This is a genomic window from Pantoea sp. S-LA4 (genome assembly GCF_054482835.1).
In genome coordinates this window covers 2,810,334-2,832,018 of the sequence record NZ_JBTLRC010000002.1, presented here as the reverse complement: position 1 = coordinate 2,832,018, position 21,685 = coordinate 2,810,334, and the positions used below count along the sequence as shown (strand labels likewise).

At 56.5% G+C, this 21,685-nt stretch carries 18 protein-coding genes and 1 rRNA gene; 3 read left to right on the top strand and 16 right to left on the bottom strand.

Annotated features, from left to right (window positions below; all coding sequences use genetic code 11):
• Positions 1–69 precede the first annotated feature (69 nt).
• Positions 70–185, top strand: a 5S ribosomal RNA gene (gene rrf, locus ACX3P5_RS14030).
• A gap of 267 nt (positions 186–452) precedes the next feature.
• Positions 453–1,742: an MFS family transporter gene (locus ACX3P5_RS14025; RefSeq protein WP_233987318.1), complete on the top strand. Its 1,290-nt coding sequence runs from the start codon at positions 453–455 to the stop codon at positions 1,740–1,742.
• A 5-nt stretch (positions 1,743–1,747) separates the two neighbouring features.
• Here ACX3P5_RS14025 and ACX3P5_RS14020 read toward each other — a convergent pair whose 3' ends face one another.
• The 5 genes from ACX3P5_RS14020 to trxC all read right to left on the bottom strand — a co-directional run bounded on the left by ACX3P5_RS14020 (position 1,748) and on the right by trxC (position 7,529).
• Positions 1,748–2,065, bottom strand: coding sequence for a YfiM family lipoprotein (locus tag ACX3P5_RS14020; protein ID WP_233987319.1), 318 nt, complete (start codon positions 2,063–2,065; stop codon positions 1,748–1,750).
• 29 nt (positions 2,066–2,094) lie between these two features.
• Positions 2,095–3,450 carry a CDP-diacylglycerol--serine O-phosphatidyltransferase gene (pssA, locus tag ACX3P5_RS14015; RefSeq protein WP_458969188.1) on the bottom strand — a complete coding sequence of 452 codons (1,356 nt, stop codon included), beginning with the start codon at positions 3,448–3,450 and terminating at the stop codon, positions 2,095–2,097.
• A 117-nt stretch (positions 3,451–3,567) separates the two neighbouring features.
• Positions 3,568–6,225: a bifunctional acetate--CoA ligase family protein/GNAT family N-acetyltransferase gene (locus ACX3P5_RS14010; protein WP_458968866.1), complete on the bottom strand. Its 2,658-nt coding sequence runs from the start codon at positions 6,223–6,225 to the stop codon at positions 3,568–3,570.
• Positions 6,226–6,350: 125 nt separating this feature from the next.
• On the bottom strand, positions 6,351–7,028 hold the full coding sequence (locus ACX3P5_RS14005) for a tRNA-uridine aminocarboxypropyltransferase (RefSeq protein ID WP_233987322.1): 678 nt from the start codon (positions 7,026–7,028) through the stop codon (positions 6,351–6,353).
• Between the two features lie 81 nt (positions 7,029–7,109).
• A complete protein-coding gene (gene trxC / locus ACX3P5_RS14000) occupies positions 7,110–7,529 on the bottom strand; it encodes a thioredoxin TrxC (RefSeq protein WP_233987323.1) in 420 nt (139 codons plus the stop codon).
• A gap of 158 nt (positions 7,530–7,687) precedes the next feature.
• On the opposite strand from trxC, the gene ACX3P5_RS13995 reads away from it, so the two are divergent.
• The gene (locus ACX3P5_RS13995; protein WP_458968865.1) at positions 7,688–8,869 is read left to right on the top strand and encodes a tRNA/rRNA methyltransferase; all 1,182 of its coding nucleotides are present in this window, start codon (positions 7,688–7,690) and stop codon (positions 8,867–8,869) included.
• A gap of 37 nt (positions 8,870–8,906) precedes the next feature.
• Here ACX3P5_RS13995 and emrB read toward each other — a convergent pair whose 3' ends face one another.
• The 11 genes from emrB to nrdH form a co-directional block, all read right to left on the bottom strand.
• Positions 8,907–10,442, bottom strand: coding sequence for a multidrug efflux MFS transporter permease subunit EmrB (gene emrB / locus ACX3P5_RS13990; RefSeq protein WP_233987325.1), 1,536 nt, complete (start codon positions 10,440–10,442; stop codon positions 8,907–8,909).
• 16 nt (positions 10,443–10,458) lie between these two features.
• Positions 10,459–11,631 (bottom strand): multidrug efflux MFS transporter periplasmic adaptor subunit EmrA, encoded by a 1,173-nt coding sequence (emrA, locus tag ACX3P5_RS13985; protein ID WP_458968864.1) that lies wholly within the window; start codon positions 11,629–11,631, stop codon positions 10,459–10,461.
• 150 nt (positions 11,632–11,781) lie between these two features.
• Positions 11,782–12,312, bottom strand: a complete 531-nt coding sequence (gene mprA, locus ACX3P5_RS13980) for a transcriptional repressor MprA (RefSeq protein ID WP_031376453.1) — start codon at positions 12,310–12,312, stop codon at positions 11,782–11,784.
• A 304-nt stretch (positions 12,313–12,616) separates the two neighbouring features.
• Positions 12,617–13,804: an MFS transporter gene (locus ACX3P5_RS13975; protein ID WP_458968863.1), complete on the bottom strand. Its 1,188-nt coding sequence runs from the start codon at positions 13,802–13,804 to the stop codon at positions 12,617–12,619.
• A 147-nt stretch (positions 13,805–13,951) separates the two neighbouring features.
• Positions 13,952–14,950, bottom strand: coding sequence for a glycine betaine/L-proline ABC transporter substrate-binding protein ProX (gene proX, locus ACX3P5_RS13970; RefSeq protein WP_233987328.1), 999 nt, complete (start codon positions 14,948–14,950; stop codon positions 13,952–13,954).
• 52 nt (positions 14,951–15,002) lie between these two features.
• Entirely contained in the window at positions 15,003–16,097 is a 1,095-nt protein-coding gene (gene proW / locus ACX3P5_RS13965; protein ID WP_458968862.1) for a glycine betaine/L-proline ABC transporter permease ProW, read from the bottom strand.
• Positions 16,094–17,290, bottom strand: a complete 1,197-nt coding sequence (gene proV, locus ACX3P5_RS13960; protein ID WP_336755788.1) for a glycine betaine/L-proline ABC transporter ATP-binding protein ProV — start codon at positions 17,288–17,290, stop codon at positions 16,094–16,096. The genes proW and proV overlap by 4 nt, the downstream gene beginning before the upstream one ends.
• Before the next feature lie 498 nt (positions 17,291–17,788).
• Positions 17,789–18,748 (bottom strand): class 1b ribonucleoside-diphosphate reductase subunit beta, encoded by a 960-nt coding sequence (nrdF, locus tag ACX3P5_RS13955; RefSeq protein ID WP_233987331.1) that lies wholly within the window; start codon positions 18,746–18,748, stop codon positions 17,789–17,791.
• A gap of 8 nt (positions 18,749–18,756) precedes the next feature.
• Positions 18,757–20,895, bottom strand: coding sequence for a class 1b ribonucleoside-diphosphate reductase subunit alpha (nrdE, locus tag ACX3P5_RS13950; RefSeq protein ID WP_458968861.1), 2,139 nt, complete (start codon positions 20,893–20,895; stop codon positions 18,757–18,759).
• The gene (nrdI, locus tag ACX3P5_RS13945; RefSeq protein ID WP_094119807.1) at positions 20,865–21,278 is read right to left on the bottom strand and encodes a class Ib ribonucleoside-diphosphate reductase assembly flavoprotein NrdI; all 414 of its coding nucleotides are present in this window, start codon (positions 21,276–21,278) and stop codon (positions 20,865–20,867) included. Before nrdI ends, nrdE begins: the two co-directional genes overlap by 31 nt.
• 4 nt (positions 21,279–21,282) lie before the next feature.
• The gene (gene nrdH / locus ACX3P5_RS13940; protein WP_233987333.1) at positions 21,283–21,525 is read right to left on the bottom strand and encodes a glutaredoxin-like protein NrdH; all 243 of its coding nucleotides are present in this window, start codon (positions 21,523–21,525) and stop codon (positions 21,283–21,285) included.
• Between the last annotated feature and the right edge of the window lie 160 nt (positions 21,526–21,685).

Here is a 21,685-nt window from a genome sequence, read left to right as displayed (position 1 = left end):
ACGGAGTAGCGGGAGGGCGGCCAACGCAGCATCAGCACAAAAGACACAGGACAGAGCACAAAGAATTTGCCTGGCGGCTGTAGCGCGGTGGTCCCACCTGACCCCATGCCGAACTCAGAAGTGAAACGCCGTAGCGCCGATGGTAGTGTGGGGTCTCCCCATGCGAGAGTAGGGAACTGCCAGGCATTATAACAGTGAAGAAGCCCCGCACAGCAGTGCGGGGCTTTTTTACGTCTGAAGATCGCCAATTCTCCCCGCTGGCTGCTGTTCTCACCTCACCGTTGCTGGGCAAAATTATTGCTGTCTGTCCTGAACAACTCGCTGATTTTCCAGCAATTAGCGATGTAGCTCACATTTATAATCTCGGAATACACCGCCTTTACCCGTAGTGAACTTAAATGCTTTACTCACTTCTTTAAATGCTGTTAATCAGCAAGGAACAGAGGCAAGGCATGACACCCATAAATAATAAAGGTCAGACAGAGGATACCAAAAAGCGCATCTGGGCGATCGTTGGCGCCTCATCGGGTAACCTGGTGGAGTGGTTCGACTTCTACGTCTACTCATTCTTCTCCCTCTATTTTGCCCATATCTTCTTCCCGCAAGGCGATACCACCACGCAACTCTTACAGACGGCCGGCGTATTTGCTGCCGGATTCCTGATGCGGCCTATCGGCGGCTGGCTGTTCGGCTACATCGGTGACAAGCACGGGCGCAAAAGCTCCATGCTGATCTCAGTGTGCATGATGTGTTTTGGATCGCTGGTGATCGCCTGTTTACCCGGCTATGACGCTATTGGCATCGCGGCACCGATCATTCTGCTGCTGGCTCGCATGTTCCAGGGATTATCAGTCGGCGGTGAATATGGCACCAGTGCCACCTATATGAGTGAGGTGGCGCTGGAAGGACGCAAAGGTTTTTACGCCTCATTCCAGTATGTCACGCTGATCGGTGGCCAGCTGGCCGCGGTACTGACAGTGGTGGTGCTGCAGTTTGTGTTGAGCGATGCAGAGCTGCGTAGCTGGGGCTGGCGCATCCCGTTCTTCCTCGGCGCCTTGCTGGCCGTGGTTGCGTTGTGGTTACGTCGCTCACTGGAAGAAACCTCTGACAAGAGCAGCCGTCAGCACCGCGATGCGGGCAGCGTGATGGGATTGTTACGCAATCATACCCGTCCGTTCCTGATGGTGCTGGGCTTCACCGCCGGTGGATCCCTGAGCTTCTATACCTTCACCACCTATATGCAAAAGTATCTGGTTAACACCTCGGGTATGGACCCTAAAACCGCCAGCGGCCTGATGACCGGCGCACTGCTGGTCTTCATGCTACTGCAACCGGCTATCGGTGCGCTGTCGGACAAAATTGGCCGTCGTACTTCAATGATGATTTTTGGTGCCGGTGCGGCAATTTGTACCGTGCCGATCCTGACTCTGCTGCAGAATGTTCAGAGCCCGGGCATCGCCTTCCTGTTAATCATGCTGGCGCTGCTGATCACCAGTTTCTACACCGCCATCAGCGGCATTCTGAAAGCAGAGATGTTCCCACCTCAGGTCCGTGCATTAGGCGTCGGGCTTTCTTACGCGGTGGCGAATGCTATCTTCGGCGGATCGGCGGAGTACGTGGCCTTGCTGATGAAGCAACAGGGAATAGAGACGACCTTCTTCTGGTATGTCTCAGCGATGGGCGCGGTGGCTTTTGCGGTGTCGCTGTTACTGCACAAGCGGGGGAAAGGGATTCAGCTATAAGCCCGTTACTGACTGAGATTCCATAAGGCGATGCCGCTGGCGGTACCGGCGGCATCCCAGGCAAAATCTTTCCAGCTCCAGCCGCTACCCGACGGGCGGCTGTCATACCACTCTTTTCCCGCCCCGAGACTGAGCGAAAGCATGATCCCCAGCGTATGACTTTGCCGGGTAGAGAGATGCTGACGCTGACCATATTCGCTGCCCGCCGCGGCCAGCGCCGCAGAGGCGACAAAGTGTTCTGCTTTATCGCGCCCGGTCCAGCGATCGTCGGCCATATGGGCACATCCACTACACAACAGCACAGCAAACAGCAAAATTCGCATAGTGGATGGATGCCTTATGCGGGCGAAGGTTAAAGGATGCGGCTGATTAACCGATCGATACGGATCCGGCGCAGACGACGGATGAGTTTACGCACCTTAGCCGGATAGTCGGCAATGCTCTCCAGCTCGCGGAAATGCTTCACCACCGTGGTGTGCTGACGAATCAGCGTCAGCTCTTTTTCGCGTTGATCCGCCAGCTGTTGCAGTGGATCGTGAATCAACACCGCATTTTCCAGATCGAGCCGCCAGGCGCGAGGGTTAAGATTGTTGCCGGTAATCAGCTGCCATTCATCATCCACCCACATGCCCTTGAGGTGATAACTGTTATCGCCATCTTTCCATAACCGCACTATCAGCTGATCGTTGGTGACGTAATATTGCAGCCGGCTCAGGAAGCGACGCAGGTTAATCTCATACAGATAGGGCAGGGCGCCAATAATTTTAAATGGCTGATCCGGGGCGATATAGAAGTCATTGGCGGTCTTATCGCCGACGATGATCTCAACCTGTTTCCCCTGACGCAGCAGGTGAATAATATTGCGCACCAGTAAAGCCGGCAGATTGAAGTAAGGCGTGCAGATAGTCAGTTTCTGTTCAGCGCAGGGCATCAGGTGGAAGATCGTCTTGTTGAGCAGGCTATGCTTGCCCAGCCCGACCAGCGGCGTCACTGCCAGCTCTTCATTGCTGGCATTCCCTTCAAACTGATAGTTGAATCCCCGGAGATCCTGACGAAACTGACGCGTTTCATTTTTAATTTCCGGGCTGGAAGGACGCTCGGCAAAATCGAGCCGGTTAACGGCCTCTGCCTGCTTCAGATTAAGGTTGATCCACGCGTACATGGTATCCGCCAGCTGCGGATTACGGATAATCTGGTAACGATCATAACGATATTTATCATGCTGATGCAGGTAAACATCATTAATACTGGCGCCGCTGTAAATCAGCTCGTCATCAATAATGAAGCCTTTCAGGTGCAGTACACCTAGCGCTTCACGGGTATTGACCGGAATGCCATACACCGGGATGGCAATGTCAGCATGCTGAGTGGCCATATCACAATACCAGTCAGCATTGGTCAGGCCGCGAGCGGCGCCAATGCGTCCACGCTGCGCCCGATGCCAGTCAACCAGGATAGAAATATCCAGCTGAGGACGTGCCTGTTTCGCTGCATAGAGCGCGTTCATTACCGCACGACCCGCGTCGTCGTTTTCCAGATAAAGCGCCGCGATGCAGATACGGGTCTGCGCTGCCGCGATTTTCTCCAGCAGCGTCTTACGAAAGTCGGCAGGCGAGTAAAGTGTCGACACATCCGCAACGGATTGTGACAGTTTCGGCAGCTGTGCGAGGTGTTGTTGGTGTTTATTACGTTTAAATTTAGACAACATCACAGTGCACTTCTTCTCTGTTCATTGCATGGCCTTTTGCCATCAAATCAGGGTCATAACGACAAATAATAACATCAACTGTCGCGATCCGGGCGTTTTTTACCTTTCTCTACAAGGTTAGCTTAACGCATCCTGCAGCGACAGTTTCAGGCTGACAATACCGTCATCCAGTTGAATATCAACATGAAAGTTGAGCTTGCGCGCCAGGGTAATCATGCCGCGATTATGCGGCATAGTGATACCGTTCAATTGTTGCAAGCCGTGATGCCGGGTATAGCGGATCATCTTTTCCAGCAACCGGCGGCCCATGCCGAGCCCTTTAAGATCGGAGCGCACCAGCACGGAAAACTCGGCGTCAATGTTATCAGCATCGGAGATGGCGCGGGTCACGCCGATAATCTCTGGCTTGCCCTGCTGCTGACGCACCGCCACGATCGCCATCTCCCGGTCATAGTCGATTTGCGTCATGTTGGCGAGATCCTCATGCGTAAACTCGCTGATTTCGCTGAAGTAGCGGTAATAGAGATCTTCTTTGGTCACCTGGCCAATAAAGTCGCGTAGCAGCGGTTCATCTTCAGGCAGGATCGGGCGGAACAGGCAGCTCTGCCCATCCTTTAACTGCACCTGTTCTTCCAGATGCTGCGGATAGGGGCGGATTGCCAGTCGTGCTTCGTTATCGCCACTGAACGGTGCCAGCGTGAGCGTGACATCCAGCAGCGTAAAGTCGTTACCGGCCGCCAGCAGCGGATGAATATCCAGCCGCTGAATCTCCGGGCAGTCCACCACCAGGTTGGAGACCTGCACCAGCAACTGACTGAGACCGGCGATATCCAGCGGGTTGAGGGCGCTTCGGCTGCGAATCTTGCCGCTTTTAATCGCCTGGATCACCAGATAGCGCGCCAGAGTCATATTCAGCGGCGGCAGCGCCACGGCGGCTTGTTTATCCGCCTGCCATTCAACACCGCCTTCGCCCAGCATAATGACCGGACCGAATAGTGCATCCTGTTCCACCACCACCCGCAGTTCCTGTGCTCCGGCCCGGTTCGCCATGCTTTGCACCAGCAGGCCTTCAATCCGCGCCTGCGGGAGCGTCTGACGCACCCGATCAAAGATTGCCTCCGCGGCGCGTTCGACTTCGCTGGCGTTGCGAAGATAGAGCATCACACCCTGGACATCTGATTTATGGGCGATATCGGGCGAGCGCAGCTTCAGCGCCACCGGATAGCCAATCTGATCGGCAATGGCCACCGCTGCGGCGCTGTCGCTGGCGATCCAGGTCGGCAGCGTCGCCAGCCCGTAGGCCTGAAGCACCGGCTGCACCTCATGGGTATCCAGCGCCGTAATGCCGCGATCGAGCGCCTGCGACAGCAGCTGGTGGGCGTGTGCGCTGTCCTGGGTCAGGCTGGCTGGCAGAGCGGGCGTCTCACGCAGCTGCTTCTGATTGCGCCGATATTCAACCTGATGCATAAACGCGGTCACGGTGCCTTCCGGCGTCCGCCAGGTCGGAATTCCCGCCTGGGTAAAAGCACGGCGCGCGGCCTGAGAGGAGAATTCGCCGCTCCAGTTGGTCAGCAGCGTGACCTGCTTGCCGCGCGGGTGCGCCGCAATGGCGGCGATGAGACGCTCGGCCGTTTCGGTCGCGGGCGCGACCGCGCTCGGGGCATGAATAATCATCAGCGCATCCAGCTCATGACTGTCGAGCAAACACTCGACGCAGGCCACGTAGCGATCCGGTGTCGCGTCATCCTTTAAATCCAGCGGGTTGCCGTGACCGGCACCGGCGGGCAGCAGCGTCTCCAGTTGCTGACGCATCTCATCACTAAGTTGGGCCAGCTTGCCGTTACGCGCATACAGCTCGTCCAGCGCCAGCGCAGCGGGCGCCGCACCGTTACTGATAATCATCAACCGTTCACCGCGCAGCGGCCGCATGTGGCTCAGCGACTCGACGGCAGTGAAGAGTTCATGAGTATCCTGCACCCGCAACAGGCCTGCGCGCTGAATGGCCGCGTCCCAGGCCGCATCCAGCCCGCTGTGGCTGCCGAGCAGCGCCTGCGCCTGACGGCTGCGGCCGCTCTTGATCACCAGAATGGGCTTATTACGTGATGCGCTACGCGAGGCGGAAACAAAGCGCCGGGCATCGCTGAGATGTTCGAGATAGAGCAGGATGGCGCTGGTTTTACCGTCGCGCGCCAGAAAATCGAGCAGATCATCCACATCAGTGTCCAGGCTATCACCCAGTGCGATAAACCAGGAGAAGCCGAGATTGCGCTGTTGCGCCCAGTCGAGGATGGTATTGGAGACCGCGGCGGATTGTGAAATGAATGCGATGCGCCCTTTGGCAATCGGCACCGGCGAGAAGCTGGCGTTCAGCCCCTGCCACGGTGCCAGCAGGCCCAGACTGTTCGGTCCCAGCAGCCGTATCTGCCACTGGCTGGCGCAGGCTTTGAGTTCTTCCCGCTGGCTGGCGGGAGCAGAGAGAATAATGCAGGCCTTGCAGCCTTTTTCACCCAGCTGCTGCAGCAGTGTCAGATTACGTTTTGAGTGGGTGCAGATGATAGCCAGATCCGGCGCAAACGGCAGACTGTCGATGTCAGGCCAGGCCAGCACGCCACTGACGGCTTTGTATTTGGGCGTGACCGGTAATACCGGACCGCTAAAACCGCCGGCCAGCAGATTACGCATCATAAAGTAACCGGCACGTCCCGGCGTTACCGAGGCGCCGATTACCGCAATGGATTTGGGTCTTAACAGCGCTTCCAGTCCGCGTTGGCTCATCTCGCCCTCCAGAGATCGGGATTTGCGTGATTGTAAACGCTTTTCGCCGTCAGTGCTTCCGGGCAGATCGCAGGCTGAGCAATCGAACCCGCTCAGCAGGCGACGACGCTCAACACCGGCATCGCTTAACCTGAGGTGGGATGATGCGGCTTGCCGGCCAGATAGGCGGCGCGGAACTGTTCAAAATGGTGGGATAACGCCTGGGCCGCCGGGCGATCGCCCGCCTGTTCCAGCAGCGCCGCCGCCACTTCAGCGGTGCAGTGCTGGCCCTCGCCGTGCGCCTCTCGCAGCGTATAGCGCGACGGGGCCGTTACCGTCAGCGACATGACCGGCAGGGCGTCGAGCCACGGGCTTTTGCGAAACATCTTCCGCGCCTCGGTCCAGGTGCCATCCAGCATAATAAACAGTGGTGGTTTACCGCTGCGTGGCGGGGCGGTCAGCACTTCGCGGCCGGGGTCGGCATAGGCGGCCGGAAAGACCACCAGCGGCTGATAATCAGGGTTGCGTACCGCGTCGAGCAGCAGCGGGTCGGGCTCAGTGCGCGACCAGCCGAAGGCCTGGGTATCCGGCAGGATATCGGCAATCAGGCGGCCAGTGTTGCTCGGCTTCATCGGCTCGGTATCGAACATCACCAGGCAAAAGCGGCTGCGCGCCGTTTGCGGCACGATTTCACTGCAGAGACAGTTTTTCTCAGGCAGCAGACAGCCCTGACAGCGCAACACGCGATTACCGCGCGCAAGAAAGGGGCGGGTGGCACGGGCAAGACGTTGGGTGCGCAGGCGCAAAACAGCATTATCAGACATGAGTATTCAGGGCAGGAAAAACCACAGTGTAATCGAAGCGTCGCCGAAAAGGAAAAGGCCAGCGAGGCTGGCCTTAGCGGATTAAAGTGACTCGTCGAGCCACTCGTTGAAAGGCGCTTTGGGCATCGCGCCATTCAGCATATCGACCATCTCGCCGTTCTTAAACAACATAATGGTCGGAATACTGCGAATGCGGAAACGGCTACTGAGCGCCGGTTCTGCTTCGGTATTCACCTTAATAAAGCGAACCTTACCGTTGCGTTCGCCGGCGACCTCTTTAAACACCGGCGCGAAGTTAACGCAGGGACCGCACCACGGTGCCCAGAAGTCGACCACGACCGGCAGATCGTCCTGCAGATATTTGTCTAAGGTGGCGGCGGTCGCGCTCACCACGTCGCCATCAAACAGTCCGTGTCCACAGCGACCACATTTTGCGCCTTCGGCAAGCCGTTCTTCCGGAACGCGATTAGTTGCCTGACAAGAAGCGCATACCGTATTCATAGAAACCTCTGATGTTGGAATGTGTCGTTCTGGTAATATTGTCCATTATGAAAGGGGGCGAATGCCCTCTCAATCTGGATCGCTCTATAGGTTCAATAGTTGATAGCTAAGCGCCAGCACATCAGGTAATCTGCGCGCTCTCAATGCAGGAGGAACATATGAACGACGAATTTAAAGGCAAAAGCGGCAAGGTCAAAGTGATGTACGTACGTGGCGAGGATGATAAGAGCGCGCGTGCGCCTAATCCGCGTACCGGCAAAGGTGGCCGTCCTGCTGCCCGTCAGGATGATAATCGTCGTTCTTCTGGCCCCCGCACTGAACGTAATGAAGAGGGCGGACGCCCGGCTGGCCGTCGTAGCGATGACGGCGCCCGCAGCGGCTCAGCCCGTCGCGACGAAGGCGGTCGTGGCGCACCACGCCGTAGCGGTGAAGGCGCAGGTCGCCGTAACGAGCGCGCGGATGATAATCGTGGTGCTTACAGCAACAGCGATTCGCCGTGGCGTACCGTGTCACGCGCACCGTCAGAGCGTCCGGCTGCGACAGAAAGCGATAAGCCCGATCACGGTGGCATCAGCGGTAAGAGCTTTGTCGATCCCGAGCAGATCCGTCGTCAGCGTAACGAAGAGACGCGCGTCTATGGTGAGAACGCCTGTCAGGCGCTGTTCCAGAGCCGTCCTGAAGCGATTGTGCGTGCCTGGTTTATTCAGGAAGTGACACCGCGTTTCCGCGAAGCGCTGCGCTGGCTGGCGGCCAACCGCAAAGCCTACCATGTAGTCGAAGATGCAGAGATCACCAAAGCCTCCGGTACTGAGCATCATGGCGGCGTCTGCTTCCTGATCAAAAAGCGCATGGGCATGGCCGTGTCAGAGTGGCTGGGTCAGGCGGGCGCCAAAGATTGCGTGCTGGCGCTGGAAGATGTCAGCAACCCGCACAACCTCGGCGCGATTATGCGTAGCTGCGCGCATTTCGGCGTGAAAGGTCTGCTGGTCAATGACGCCTCTCTGCTGGAGTCGGGTGCCGCAGTCCGTACCGCTGAAGGCGGCGCGGAACATGTGCAGGCAATCAGCGGCGCGACCTTCAGTGAAGGTCTGGAAGCGTTCCGGAAAGCCGGTTACACCATCGTGACCACCTCCAGCCATCAGGGTACGCCGCTGGCGAAAGCGGAGCTGCCGGCCAAAATGGTGCTGGTGCTGGGTCAGGAGCGTGAAGGTCTGTCTGACAGCGCCTTCCAGCAGGGTGATATGAGCGTATCGATTGGCGGTACCGGTAACGTTGAAAGCCTCAACGTATCGGTGGCGACCGGCGTGCTGCTCGCCGAATGGTGGCGTCAGAACGCATAAAAAAAACGGGCCGAAAGGCCCGTTTTGCTTTGTCACATCAGTGCGCACCACCGCCACCGCCGCCTGCGGTAAACGGCGGGCGGGCAAACCAGATCAGCACCAGCAGAATCAAAAAGACCCCCGCCGACGCCCAGAAAATTTCATTCGCTGAAATAATCAGTCCCTGATTAGTAATCTGCTGGGCGATCCAGGCCGACGCCTGCTGCTGCGTCATTCCCATGCTTTCCAGCTGGCTATACATCTGCTGCGAATTGACGTTGTACGGGGTGATCGACTCCGTCAGGTAGCTATGATGCATCGACTCGCGGTTACTCCACATGGTCGTGGTAATCGACGTTCCCACCGAGCCTGCAAAGGTACGCATAAAGTTCGACAGGCTGGAGGCAGCGGCCATGCGCTCCGGCGGCAATCCCGATAGCGTAATGGTGGTCAGCGGCATAAAGAAGCAGGCCACGGCAAAGCCCTGAATAAACTGCGGCCAGGCGGAGGCGCCAAAGTCCATTCCCGGTTCAAACGTATACGCGCGCCAGTAGAAGCAGACGGCATACATAATGAAGCTGAACGTGACCAGCCGTCGCATGTCGAGCTTATGGGCAAAGCGTCCGATGATCGGCGACAGGATCACCGGCAGAATCCCCACCGGCGCAGACGCCAGACCGGCCCATGTTGCGGTGTAGCCGTAGACCTCCTGCAACAGCTGCGGCAACAGAACAATCGAGCCGAAGTAGAGCATATAAGCCAGACTGATCGACAGGCAGCCAATGGTGAAGTTGCGCGACTTAAACAGCGACAGGTCAATGATCGGGTGATCGTCAGTCAGCTCCCACACCAGCAGGACTGACAGCGCAATCACGGCCACTACCCCGAGCACGATGATCTCGGACGAGTTAAACCAGTCGAGCTCCTTTCCGCGATCCAGCATCACCTGCAAACAGCCGATCCCCACCACCAGCAGCACCAGCCCGACCATATCGATCCGCCGGATTTCGGTTTTGGTTTCCCGGCCTCGCAGGGTTTGCAGCGTCAGTATCACCACCGCCACACCAATCGGCACGTTGATAAAGAAGATCCAGCCCCAGTGATAGTTATCGCTGATCCAGCCGCCCAGTATCGGGCCACAGATCGGTGCGACGATCACCGTCATCGCCCACAGCGACAGCGCAACACTGCGCTTGGCGGGCGGATAGTTGTTGAGCAGCAGACTTTGCGACAGCGGGATCAATGGACCCGCGACGATCCCCTGAATGACGCGGAAGAAGATCAGCATCTCCAGGCTGTCTGACATGCCGCACGCCCAGGAGGCGATAGCAAACAGAATGGTGGACCAGGTAAAGAGCTTCACTTCACCGATGCGTTTTGCCAGCCAGCCTGTCAGCGGGATCGAGATCGCATTGGCCACACCAAACGAGGTGATGACCCAGGTGCCCTGCGAGTTCGAGGCACCGAGATTACCGGCGATAGTGGGGATAGCCACGTTGGCGATGGTCGAGTCCAGTACCTGCATGAACGTCGCCAGCGACAGCGCAATGGTCATTAAGACCAGCGGCATCCCTTCAAGCGGTTTTTGTGCCATTACAGCCTCCGCGTCATCATCCGGCGTTGGCGCGGACGATATCGGTGATCAGCTGATTGACCGGCGCAAGGTCAATCGCCAGCGCATTGCTGCTGTAAGCCGCCTGCTGACGCACGCTGGTCGCCAGGGTGCTGCCCTCTGTGCTGGTGGTATCAATTTTCACCAGCGTCGACAGACCAATACGCAACGGATGCTGGGCGATATCCTGCGGGTTAAGCTCGATACGCACCGGCAGACGCTGAACCACTTTGATCCAGTTACCGGTGGCGTTCTGTGCCGGCAGCAGGGAGAACGCACTGCCGGTACCCATATCTAACCCGACCACTTTACCGTGGTAGACCACGTCATCGCCGTAGATATCAGCAACCACCGTGGCGGGCTGACCGATGCGCACGCCTGCCAACTGAGTCTCTTTAAAGTTGGCGTCGATCCACAGATTCGTTGCAGGCACGACAGCCAGCAGCGGTGTGCTGGGGGAGATTTGCGAGCCGACCTGCACGCTACGACGCGAGACAAAACCATCCATCGGGCTACGGATGTCGGTACGCTGCAGCGCCAGCCAGGCATCACGCAGTTCCGCGGCGCTCTGTTTTACCGCCGGCTGGTTTTCCAGCGAGGTATTGAGGATCATCGCCTGATTGGCGTTGTACTGCTGTACCGCTACGTCCAGTTCAGCTTTGGCAGAGGCCACCGCGTCGCGGGCGTGCTGCAACTCTTCACGACCAATCAGATTCGACGCACCCAGCGGCTCACGACGCTTCAGGTCAGCTTCTGCCTGAGCCAGCGCCGTCTGCCGTAAGGTGATGGTGGCCTGATACTGCCTGGCGTTGATCATCAGTTGATGGGTCTGGCGGACGCTGGTGGCCAGCGCGGTTTGCGCTTTTTCAAACGCCTGTTCCGCATCGGTTTTATCCAGCGAAACCAGCACATCGCCTTTTTTAACGAAGTCGGTATCTTCAAACCAGACTTTATTGACGCTACCGGAAACCTGCGCCATCACCTGCACCTGATTCCCCGCCACGTAGGCGTCGTCAGTTTCCTGAAAATGGCGCAGCACCAGGAACCAGTAAACTCCCCAGGCAATACCAATCAGCACAAAGATCAGCGCCAGCACGATGAGCACACTTTTGCGCTTCTTCTTTTTGTTCGCTGACGGTTGCGGGCTTTGTGCTTCTGCCGTTGCACTCATGTCTTTCTCCACGTTTTCCATTTAGTCGGGATGCAGGAATCCATTCCCGCCAGCGCCCGAGTCGAAAAAGCCAGCGACTGAGCGCTGGCCGGATAAAAAAGGAAATTAAAATAACGGTTTCGACAGGTGATTGTGTCGCACTTCTTGCTATTAGCGGGACAGTGAGGCGATCAACTGATCTTCATCCATTTTATCGAGGCGGTTAAGTAACTTACGGGTGATGCCTTCCAGCTGGGACTTCTCATCGACCGACAGTGATGACCAGAGATATTGCAGGCTCTGATGCTGGGGTGGCAGCAGCTGACGCAGGAACTCATTGCCTTTTTCGGTCAGGTGCAGGTGCAGACAGCGACGGTCGTGATCGCTTTCGCGGCGCTCGATCCAGCCGCGCTTTTCCAGCTCATCAGCAATACGCGTGGCGTTGGTACGTGATGAACCCAGTGCCGAGCTCAGCTCTGACGGCTGAATACTCTGGTTCTCCTGCGCATCCAGCGTAATCAATGCCATGAACAGGGTTTCGTTGATTCCCTGGGCCTTCAGCATCTTGTTGCGGTTGTCCAGCAGTTTACCCTGCATGTGCATACAGAGACGCGTCAGGATAATTTCCTGCAACGGAAAATCCTTATGGCGATTGGCACGGATGTTAAGCATCTGCTCAATGGGAGTAAACGAACTTTCCATTAAAAAAAACCTCACTAATTGCAACTTGTATAATAACTATGGTGACAGATTAAGCGTAGTCACATTTTCGGCAGGTGAGAGCGGATACGGTCACACTGCCACCAACAGGCGACTCCAGGCCATTCCCTGGCCCTGGGTTAAAAACCCGTACGCCCGGCGACAGAGAACGTGCCGGGACGTGATCAAAAAGGTGTCGAATTTAATAATTTCGCGAGGAAAAATAACTGAAGTGAATAGGTTTATCACTAACCATAACAAACCTAACCATTTGTGACCAGACTCAATCAGCTATCCGGCCTGCGCTTCAGCTCATTTTTGCCTGCTCAAATCGCTGGCCTTTAAACCAAATCAACAAGTTAACCAGCGTCAGCACGACGCCTGCGCTACATACGCCGTACCAGCCTGACAGATGGTAGGCGGTGGCGGAAAGCAGTGAACCCACTGCGCCGCCGATAAAATAACTGGTCATGTAACCGGCATTAAGGCGGTTACGCGCGTCCGGCAACTGGGCATAAATCACGCTTTGATTGGTGATATGCACCGCCTGTACCGCCAGATCCAGCAACAGGATGCCGACAATCAGTGCCGCCAGAGAGTGCGCGCCCAGTGCGATCGGCAGCCACGACAGCAGCATAATCAGCAGGCCGACGCGGGTAGTCAGCTTCGCTTTGCCTTTATCCGCCAGTGAACCCGCCTGACGTGCCGCCAGCGCACCCGCGGCACCCACCAGCCCCAGCAGGCCAATTTCGCCTTCTGAAAAGTGGTAAGGCGAAGCAGAAAGCAAAAAGGCCATCGAGGTCCACAACAGGCTGAAGTTGGCAAAAGAGAGACAGCCGGTCCAGGCGCGGGTCCGGATCACCCGATTGCTGGCGTAAAGCCTGAAAATAGATGTCAGCAGCTGGCGGTAACTCATCGTCACCGACACGCTGACGCGCGGCAGGAAGTGCCACAGCGCCAGCGCCATGACGCCCATCAACAGGCTGGCGGTCCAGTAAACCGTGCGCCAGCCGCCGAGTTGCGCCAGTCCACCGGCCACGGTTCGCGCCAGCAGGATACCCAGCAGCAGGCCACTCATCACCGTGCCGACAATTTTGCCACGCCGTTCCGGTTCGGCCAGAGTGGCGGCCAGCGGCACCAGAATCTGCGCCGCCACCGAGAACAGACCGGTCATTAGCGTGCCGAGCAGCAAAAACAGGAAAGAGTGCGACAGGGCGATCATCACCATGCCTGCCGCCGCCAGCAGGATCATGGTGACGATCAGGCTGCGGCGTTCCAATCTGTCACCCAGCGGCACCAGCAGCAACAGTCCGCAGGCGTAACCCAGCTGCGCCGTGGTCACGATAAAACCGGCGAGGCTGACAGAGAGATCGAACTGATGAGCAATGGTACTGAGCAGAGGCTGGACGTAATAGTTGCTGGCAACGGAAAGCCCGGTGGCCACCGACATCAGCATAACCAGAGCAGGCGTCAGACCCTGACGGGAAGCATTCATAAACAACAACGGCAGCTAATAATCATAAGACGGTAATAATAACTCAAAAAACTATTTCACACGCATCTTTATTAACAGGCCATACCAGTTTGCTTAACAGACACAAAAAAGGGCGGACAAGGTCCGCCCTGAGGGAGAAGAGAGGCGTTACTTCGCGGCGGCCTGGGCGTCACTGACCCACTTATCAAATTCTGCCTGATGGGCTTTGATCCAGCCATCGACGTGACCGTTGATCGCCTCTTCTGACGACTGGCCGGCATGCATCGCGGCGTTTTCCGCATTGATATCGGCCAGTGGCAGTTTCATCTCTGCGAACAGTTTTGCCGCCGCCGGGTTTTTCTCAGCCCAGGCTTTATTCGCCACAATGTGCATGGTGTTGACCGGGAAGCCGTAGTTAGCGCCGTTAGCCAGTTTAGTATCGACGTTTTTCTGCTCGCCCGGCATGGAAGAGAACGGTACCTGCAGCCAGGTGACATCGCGGCCCGGCTTCATCACGTCGCTGACCCAGTAAGGCGTCCAGGTGTAATAGAGGATCGGCTTAGCCTGCTTAAAGCGGGTAATGGTGTCGGCAATCATCGCGGAATAGTTCCCCTGATTGTGCTCAACGGTTTTACTCAGGCCAAAGGCTTCGATCTGATGATTAATCACCGCTTCACAGCCCCAGCCTGGAGTACAACCGGTCAGGTCCGCCTTGCCGTCGCCGTTGGTATCAAACAGCGCGGCGATCTTAGGATCTTTCAGCTGTTCAATATTGGTGATGTGGTACTTTTCTGCGGTTTTTTTATCGATCAGATAGCCCTGGGCGGCACCGGTGACGTAAGTCCCCTGGCGATAAAACTTCGCATCACCGCCTGCGGCTTTGTACATATCATCGTGCAGCGGCTTCCAGTTGGTGGCAATAAAGGTCGCATCGCCAGCGGCAATCGAGGTATAGCCGACGTTGTAATCCACTTCACTCGGTTTCTCTACCTGATAACCGAGTTTTTCCAGCGCGCGGCTGACAATCAGCGTCTGGAAGGTTTCTTCAGAAATGGTGCTCTGAATGGGCTTCACCGTGATGCCTTTGCCGGGCAGATCGGCTGCAGAGGCCTGTGAAACAGTCAATGTGGCTAACACGGCGGCGAGCAGAGGAGCTGTCTTGCGCATAGTGATTCCTTATTTTTTGCGAGCGGGCGACACGCGGGTGCCGCCCGAAAACTCATTTCTTACGAAACGGAGAGAGGATCAGGCCAATCGGGCCGCTGTGGTACCAGTGACGGTTGCCACGGCTGCGGTTATCACGGCCAAAGGATTGAGTCAGACGATCGAGGATGATGGCGAGGATCACAATGCCGACGCCGCCGACGGTCGCCAGACCCATATCGAGACGGCCAATACCGCGCAGGACCATCTGGCCCAGACCGCCGACGGCAATCATCGAGGCAATCACCACCATCGACAGCGCCAGCATCAGGGTCTGGTTAACGCCCGCCATAATGGTCGGCATCGCCAGCGGCAGCTGCACTTTAAACAGCAGCTGACGCGGACTGGCACCGAAGGATTCACTCGCTTCGATCAGGTCGGCAGGCACCTGCTTAATCCCGAGAATCGTCAGACGCACAATCGGCGGCAGGGCAAAGATAATGGTGACCACCACGCCAGGCACGTTGCCGATACCAAACAGCATGACAATCGGCACCAGATAAACGAAGGCGGGTGTGGTCTGCATCGCATCCAGCAGCGGCCTGACAATGCGTGCGGCGCGCTGACTGCGGGCCAGCCAGATCCCCAGCGGCAGGCCGATCAGGATACAGAACAGCAGCGCGGTGAGAACCAGCGCCAGCGTCACCATCGCCTGCGACCAGGCACCAATCGCACCAATCAGCACCAGCGAAATCAGCGTTGCGATCCCCATTGCCGGGCTGGCAATCTGCCAGGCGATCAGCGCGAAGACCAGGATGGCTACCGGCGCGGGCATCCCCAGCAGCAGTTGCTGGAACGCGCTAAGAATATAATCGACCGGTACCCGAATCCCCTGGAACAGCGGACGAAAGTGATTCACTACCCAGTCGATACCGTTAGTCACCCAGTGATCGAGCGGTATCCAGGTTTTGTGAAACGGGTCCAGAAGATTGAAATGTTCTGGCTGGGCCGCCGGTGCGCTGTGCAGCCAGTCACTGCTGGCGGCATCCGGTGTCGCGCTGCCATCCGGCGCGCCCCAGGCGTCAGCGCCGCCGCTGGTGGCCGGTGCGGCCTGGCTGCTGGCGGGAGCAGCACTGGCGGTATCCCACGGATTGCTGGTTTCCTGACTCATGGCTGGGCTCCTTCACGATCTAATGCGCGCAACAGCGTGCTTTTGGAAATGATACCGACGTACTGATTTTCTTCTCCGACCACCGGCACCGCGCAGGGTGCCTGAGCAACGTGAGAGAGCAAATCGTTGAGTGAGGTATCGGCAGGAACCGCCGCGGGTGCGTCGAGCAGCGCGCTGTCCAGCCCTTCGCCAGCTGCCAGCGCCGCTTTCAGTGAATCCGTGGAGACCACACCGATGAATTTCTGCTTCTCCAGCACGTAGCCGTAATCGCGATCTTCATCCTGTAGCAGTTTGATGGCGGAGCGTGGACCAAAACCGGCCGCTTTGCGGATTAACGCGCCGGCGCTGCGACGGGCGATATCTTTGGCGCTGAAGACGTGGCTGATATCGACGCCGCGGAAGAAAGTGCGCACGTAGTCATTGGCGGGATTATTCAGGATCTCATCGGGTGTGCCGACCTGCACCACTTCGCCGCCCTGCATAATGGCAATACGATCGCCAATACGCATCGCTTCATCCAGATCGTGGGAAATAAAGACGATGGTGCGCTGATGGCGGGCCTGTAAATTGACCAGCTCATCCTGCATTTCGGTTCGAATCAACGGGTCCAGCGCAGAGAAGGCTTCATCCATTAATAATATGTCGGGATTAATCGCCAGCGCGCGGGCTAATCCAACACGCTGACGCATGCCGCCGGAAAGTTCATCCGGGTAAGCATGAGCATAATTCTCCAGGCCAACCTGGCGTAACGCCTCTAATGCTTTTTCCTGCCGTTCAGCCAGCGCTATTCCGGCTAATTCCATGCCGAAGGCGGTATTATTTATGACATTCATATGCGGCATCAAAGCAAATGACTGGAATACCATGCTGATTTTATTTCGGCGAACTTCGCGCAGTTCGCTATCCGATATTTTCGCAATATCGACACCATCAATAATCACCTGGCCGCGTGTCGGCTCTATCAGACGATTGAGAAGGCGAACCATGGTCGATTTTCCTGAACCGGATAACCCCATGATGACGAATATCTCGCCTTCTTCAATGGCCAGACTGGCGTTCTTTACTCCGAGAGAAAGACCGGTCTTCTCCAGAATCACATCTTTGGTTGCACCCTGTTCAATATATTTAAATGCGCGATCCGGATTGTCGCCAAATATCTTATAGAGGTTCTTTACTTCGAGTTTTATTGCCATGCAGTCATTAAATCCTGGTTAAATTATTTAATATTATTCTGCCTGTCCCGCTGAAATTTGAGCAGGCCATACCGTAGCATACTGAGATTATCTGACAACCCTGATGGCGGATATTGGCGTAGCCGCTGGCGGGCTGATGCCGATTATCGCCAGTGCTCACAAGGGATCAGCGCAGATTAATTTTTTATGAAAGGAAGTGGAAATTATTGGCCTTCTGGCCGGTTTTCGGCCGCAAAGGCGGGAAATTAGCGCCTGCAAACGGGAAATATTACCGAAATAATGGCGTCTGACAGCGTAAAATAATTATCTGAATAATCGCAAATTTCAGGTGAATAATCGCCACTGTTCAAAAACTCTTTTGACCGGCTGAAGTGCAGCGAAAAAAAGGGTTTCGCGAGGCGGCACGAGCTGCCATCTGCTCAACTAAACCGCAACTGGCGGGCAGGGAAGGGGATAACCGGTAAGGTCCGGGCGCGGTGGCAGCACGCCCGGCAGGGATCAGAAGTTCCAGTCTTCGTCTTCGGTTTCGACCGCTTTACCCATCACATAGGAAGAGCCGGAACCGGAGAAGAAATCGTGGTTTTCATCCGCGTTCGGTGAAAGCGCAGACAGGATAGCCGGATTCACCGCCGTGAGTTCCGCCGGGAACAGTGCCTCATAACCCAGGTTCATCAGCGCCTTGTTGGCGTTATAGTGCAAAAAGGTTTTCACCTCTTCGACCCAGCCGACATCAGCATAGAGCGCTTCGGTATAGGCGACTTCATTCTCATACAGCGCCAGCAGCAGGTCGTAAGCGAACTGTTGCAGCTCCTCGCGACGCAGATCGTCAGCGGTTTCCAGCGCTTTCTGGAACTTATAACCGATGTAGTAACCGTGGACCGCCTCATCACGAATAATCAGACGGATCAGATCGGCGGTATTGGTCAGCTTGCCGCGGCTTGACCAGTACATCGGCAGCCAGAAGCCGGAGTAGAACAGAAACGACTCCAGAAACACGCTGGCGATTTTTTTCTTCAGCGGATCATCTGCCCGGTAGTGCTCAAGAATGATGCGCGCTTTGTTTTGCAGCGGCACATTCTCTTCGCTCCACTGGTAGGCCGCATCGACATCCTGCGTATTACACAGGGTCGAGAAGATCGAACTGTAGGAGCGGGCATGAACCGCCTCCATAAAGCTGATGTTCGACAGCACCGCCTCTTCGTGTGGCGTCAGCGCATCCTCCATTAGCCCCGGCGCGCCAATCACATTCTGAATGGTGTCGAGCAACGTCAGGCCAGTGAAGACGCGGATGGTCAGCTGTTGCTGCTGGTTATCCAGCGTCTGCCAGGCGGGCAGATCGTTGGAGAGCGGCACCTTTTCCGGTAGCCAGAAGTTGCTGGTGAGACGGTTCCAGACCTCAAGATCTTTCTCATCCTGAATCCGGTTCCAGTTAATTGCCTGAATCTGTTTTAGTTGCATAGTTTTTATCACAGTGCGCAGGAGACGCAGCCCTGAACCTCTGTGCCTTGTAGCGCCATCTGGCGCAGGCGAATGTAATAGAGCGTTTTGATGCCTTTTTTCCACGCGTAAATCTGCGCTTTGTTGATGTCACGCGTGGTGACGTCATCGCGGAAGAACAGCGTCAGCGACAGGCCCTGATCGACGTGCTGCGTGGCTTCGGCGTAGGTATCAATAATCGCTTCCGGCCCAATCTGATACGCATCCTGATAGAGATCGAGATTGTCGTTGGTCATAAACGGCGCGGGATAATAAACGCGACCGGTTTTGCCCTCTTTGCGGATCTCAATGCGCGAGACGATCGGATGAATGCTCGATGTCGCATGGTTGATATAGGAGATCGAACCGGTCGGCGGAATCGCCTGCAGGTTCTGATTAAACAGACCGTGCTGCATCACCGCGTCACGCAGCGCCTGCCAGTCCGCCTGGGTCGGCAGCGTAATACCGGCATCCGCAAACAGTTGCGCGACGCGTTCGGTGCGCGGACGCCATTCACGCTGAATGTATTTATCGAAATAGCGACCGCTGGCGTACTGCGAGTCAGCAAAACCGTCGAAGCTCTGCTGACGTTCGCGAGCCAGCTGGTTCGAGGTGCGCAGCGCGTAATAGGTGATGCAATAGAAGTAGAGATTGGTGAAGTCGAGCGCTTCCGGCGAGCCGTAGGCCATGCCTTCACGCGCCAGATAGCCGTGCAGATTCATCTGACCGAGACCAATCGCATGTGAGCGACGGTTACCTTCGGCTACCGACGGTACCGAGCCGATCTCGCTCATCATGGAAACCGAGGTCAGAGCGCGCACGGCCACATCAACGGTGCGCGCCAGGTCTCGCGAATCCATCGCGTGGGCAATATTCAGCGAGCCGAGGTTACAGGAGATATCTTTGCCAATCCGGCGGTAGCTGAGATCGTCAAAGTACTCGCTGGCGCTGTTCACCTGCAGAATCTCGGAGCAGAGGTTACTCATATTGATGCGACCGGCGATCGGGTTACTGCGGTTCACGCTGTCCTCAAACATAATGTAGGGATAGCCGGACTCGAACTGAATCTCAGCCAGCGTCTGGAAGAAATCACGCGGCTGAATATAGGTTTTACGGATACGCGCATCCGCCAGCATCTCGTCATATTTTTCGCTGATGCTGATATCGCCAAACGCCTGGCCGTAGATACGCTCCACGTCATAGGGTGAGAACAGTGCCATCGGCTTGTTCTCTTTCGCCAGCTGGAAGGTGATATCGGGGATCACCACGCCGAGCGACAGGGTTTTGATGCGGATCTTCTCATCGGCATTTTCGCGTTTGGTGTCAAGGAAACGGAAAATGTCGGGATGGTGAGCGTTAAGCCATACCGCGCCTGCGCCCTGACGCGCGCCGAGCTGATTGGCGTAGGAGAAAGCATCTTCCAGCATTTTCATTACCGGGATCACGCCCGATGACTGATTTTCGATGCGTTTGATCGGTGCGCCCGCCTCGCGCAGGTTCGACAGCAGGAAGGCGACGCCGCCGCCGCGTTTCGACAGCTGTAACGCCGAGTTCACCGCCCGGCCAATCGACTCCATATTGTCTTCAATACGCAGCAGGAAGCAGGAGACCAGTTCGCCGCGCTGTTGCTTACCGCAGTTAAGGAAGGTTGGCGTCGCAGGCTGGAACCGACCGCTGAGCATCTCTTCCAGCAGCAAACGCGCCAGGTTTTCGTCACCCTGCGCCAGCGTCAGCGCCACCATGCAGGCGCGCTGCTCAAAGGTTTCGAGATAGCGTTTGCCGTCAAAGGTCTTCAGCGTGTAGCTGGTGTAATATTTCCAGGCACCGAGAAAGGTTTTAAATTCAAAGCCGCGGTTATCCGCCACCTCATGCAGCGCCAGCAGGAAGTCGAAATCGTACTGGTTCAGCACCTCCGCTTCGTAATAACCTTCCGCCACCAGGTAGCGCAACCGCTCAGCGGTAGTGGCGAAAGGCACCGTATTGGGCTGCACATGCTGCAGGAAAAACTGACGCGTCGCTTCCTGATCCTTATCGAACTGAATCCGGCCGTCGGCATCGTACAGGTTGAGCATGGCGTTAAGCGCGTGGTAATCCAGCGTCACGGCGTTGAGGGTATCTGTTGTTGCCAAAATTGGGTTACTCCCGCTTTAACTTTCGCGATATCGTCGGGGGTTCCCATCAGCTCAAAACGATAGAGGCAGGGAACCTGACATTTTTTTGCAATGATGCTGCCGGCCAGGCAGTAACCGGCACCGAAATTACGGTTACCGGCGGCTATCACCCCACGAATCCCGCGGCGGTTGCCTTCATCATTCAGAAACTGGATCACCTGGCGCGGCACTGCGCCACGGCTACTGCCCCCGCCATAGCTCGGCACCACCAGAATGTAAGGCTGGCTGGTGTGTAACTGCTGTTTAGCATCGAGCGGAATGCGCCGGGCCGGCAAGCCCAGGCGCAGGATGAAGCGGTGGGTGTTTTCCGACTGGCTGGAAAAGTAGACCAGTGGGAACATCGCCTTAGCCTCCGACAGCAGAGAGCTGGCGCAGCGAGGCGATTTTATCCGGGCGGAAGCCGCTCCAGTGATCATCATCGGCCATCACCACCGGCACCTGGCGATAGCCCAGCGTTTTCAGGTTGTCGATCGCTTCTGGCTGGTTATCCAGATTGATCAGTTGATAGGCGATGCCCTGACGGTCCATGGCATTTTTAGTGGCGTTGCACTGGACACAATTATCTTTAGTGTAAATAATAATGCGCATGATTCGTATTTCCCTCTGTATGCGGTTCTGATGCCGGGAAACGAAGCAGAAGTGGTAAATATCGGGCTTCGTCTGGGCGGACATCGACTGTCGTGCTGATGAGGTAAATACTAGATGTAGCGTTTTATTGGGTCAAGCCCACCAGATATAGGGTTTTGAG